This is a genomic window from Bartonella sp. MM97QHHN (assembly GCF_042194285.1).
In the GTDB taxonomy this organism is placed as follows: Bacteria; Pseudomonadota; Alphaproteobacteria; order Rhizobiales; family Rhizobiaceae; genus Bartonella.
This window is the reverse complement of record NZ_JBHIMS010000073.1, coordinates 1-1,690: the sequence shown is the minus strand read 5'-3', so window position 1 is coordinate 1,690 and position 1,690 is coordinate 1. Positions and strand designations below refer to the sequence as shown.

The window sequence follows — 1,690 nt, the reverse complement described above, 5'->3', positions numbered from 1 at the left end:
CGCATTATGTGAAACACCCATCTTCTTCGCAAACGCACGAACCGATAGACCCTTACGATGCTTCTTATTCATAGTTGCTCCATTTTGAATGGTATATACGAATTGTTGTACACTTTAATTATTGACAAGGTTTTATTTTTCGTGTACATAAAATATATGAAGATAGTGTGGGATGAACCAAAAAGAGCTTTAAACATTGTTAAACATAAGCTTGATTTTGCTGATGTTATTTACTTTGACTGGGAACATGCTCTTATTGATGCAACCCATTCAAACCGCATGAAGGCTATTGGACATTTTGCGGATGGCACAACAGTTATTGTTTTTGCAAAGCTTGGCAATGAAGCGATATCCATTATCAGTTTTCGTCAAGCGAATAAAAAAGAAAGAGAGGTTTTCAATGACTATCAAAAAAACCTTTGAAACAGGATGTGGCTATACAAAAGAAGATTGGGACGCTGTGGATTCCCCACCACTAACAGATGAAGAACTTGCACGCTTAAAGCCAGCTAAAGACGTTTTACCAGCCTCTTTTTTTAAGTATGTAACAGAAGAGCGCCGTAAACGTGGGCGTCCACCCGTTGAATCTCCTAAACAAGCGGTTACTCTCCGTCTCGACCCAAATGTTATTGCCTCTTTTAAAAAACAAGGAAAAGATTGGCGAACACGTATGGGTGAAGTCTTAAAAAAAGCAAGTGGTTGTTAAGCCGAACGATCTCGCCACTCTAAAAAATGTGCTTTACAGTTGAAATTAAACTTCAATTGTATTACATTGAAATACAGTTACAAGAGGAGAAGTCATTATGGCTGCCAGTCGTATGGTTCAAGCGCGTGTACCAGAAGAAATTCAAAATATCGCTAATCAAGTTATTCAAGCTTCAGGTTTATCAGTAAGTGATGTTGTGAGAGTGTTGATGACGCGTATTGCACAAGATAAAGCTATTCCGTCCTTCTTGTTTCAACCTAATGCGGAAACTATAGCGGCTTTTGCAGAACTAGAGGAAGGTAACTTAAAAAAGTTTCATTCCGTAGACGAATTATTTGATGATCTCTATGCGGACGATTGAACGTACCACTATCTTCAAACGTGATTTCAAGCGTGAAATGAAAGGACGGTATCGGCATCTTTTAGATACTGATTTGCGCCAAATCATTGCAGCATTAGCAAATGATCAACCTTTAGAACCTCGATATCATGACCATGCATTGACTGGGAATTGGAGCAATTATCGAGATTGCCATATTCGACCTGACTTAGTGTTGATTTATCGCTTGATTGGTCAAGATCGATTGGTTTTAGTGCGTCTTGGCTCTCATGCAAAACTTGATCTTTAAACCACCTCCCCATTTTAAGAACGGGAAGGGGAGATGTTTTTAAATCTAAGCAGCTTTTACGACAGATCTTGCTAGAACCTGTTTTGCTTCTTTAATAAGGGCTTTGTATTTTCTGTTCTCTTCATCTACTCTGAAGGCATCAAGAAGACGAACATGAATTGAACCCAGAAGATACAAAACTTTTTCACCAGCGTTCATACCTTCCCAATAACTTGGCAAATCAAAGCGTGTATCATTATCATAATCAACAGATTGGCTTTTTAGTTTCTTTTCACACTCAATAAAATAACGGCGTGCTTGACGTCCTTTCTCGTTACGTTCCACCATTGAGAGCTCTTTCGCCATGTCTAATGTG

4 protein-coding genes and 1 pseudogene are annotated in these 1,690 nt (G+C 38.8%); 4 read left to right on the top strand and 1 reads right to left on the bottom strand.

Annotated features, from left to right (window positions below; translation table 11 throughout):
- The first annotated feature begins 156 nt into the window (after positions 1–156).
- The 4 genes from ACFIJW_RS04015 to ACFIJW_RS04000 all read left to right on the top strand — a co-directional run bounded on the left by ACFIJW_RS04015 (position 157) and on the right by ACFIJW_RS04000 (position 1,335).
- Positions 157–423: a BrnT family toxin gene (locus ACFIJW_RS04015; protein WP_375613975.1), complete on the top strand. Its 267-nt coding sequence runs from the start codon at positions 157–159 to the stop codon at positions 421–423.
- Positions 401–706 carry a BrnA antitoxin family protein gene (locus tag ACFIJW_RS04010; RefSeq protein WP_375618924.1) on the top strand — a complete coding sequence of 102 codons (306 nt, stop codon included), beginning with the start codon at positions 401–403 and terminating at the stop codon, positions 704–706. The genes ACFIJW_RS04015 and ACFIJW_RS04010 overlap by 23 nt, the downstream gene beginning before the upstream one ends.
- 97 nt (positions 707–803) lie before the next feature.
- Entirely contained in the window at positions 804–1,067 is a 264-nt protein-coding gene (locus tag ACFIJW_RS04005; protein WP_004861501.1) for a type II toxin-antitoxin system RelB/DinJ family antitoxin, read from the top strand.
- On the top strand, positions 1,054–1,335 hold the full coding sequence (locus tag ACFIJW_RS04000) for a type II toxin-antitoxin system YafQ family toxin (RefSeq protein WP_375633383.1): 282 nt from the start codon (positions 1,054–1,056) through the stop codon (positions 1,333–1,335). The genes ACFIJW_RS04005 and ACFIJW_RS04000 overlap by 14 nt, the downstream gene beginning before the upstream one ends.
- A 45-nt stretch (positions 1,336–1,380) precedes the next feature.
- Here the strand turns inward: ACFIJW_RS04000 and ACFIJW_RS03995 are convergent.
- Positions 1,381–1,690, bottom strand: a pseudogene (locus tag ACFIJW_RS03995) (phage antirepressor Ant); the annotation flags it as partial.

Coding starts and splice junctions, on each gene's coding strand:
- ACFIJW_RS04005 (WP_004861501.1), top strand. CDS start 804: ATGGCTGCCAGTCGTATGGTTCAAGCGCGTGTACCAGAAGAAATTCAA.
- ACFIJW_RS04010 (WP_375618924.1), top strand. CDS start 401: ATGACTATCAAAAAAACCTTTGAAACAGGATGTGGCTATACAAAAGAA.
- ACFIJW_RS04015 (WP_375613975.1), top strand. CDS start 157: ATGAAGATAGTGTGGGATGAACCAAAAAGAGCTTTAAACATTGTTAAA.
- ACFIJW_RS04000 (WP_375633383.1), top strand. CDS start 1,054: ATGCGGACGATTGAACGTACCACTATCTTCAAACGTGATTTCAAGCGT.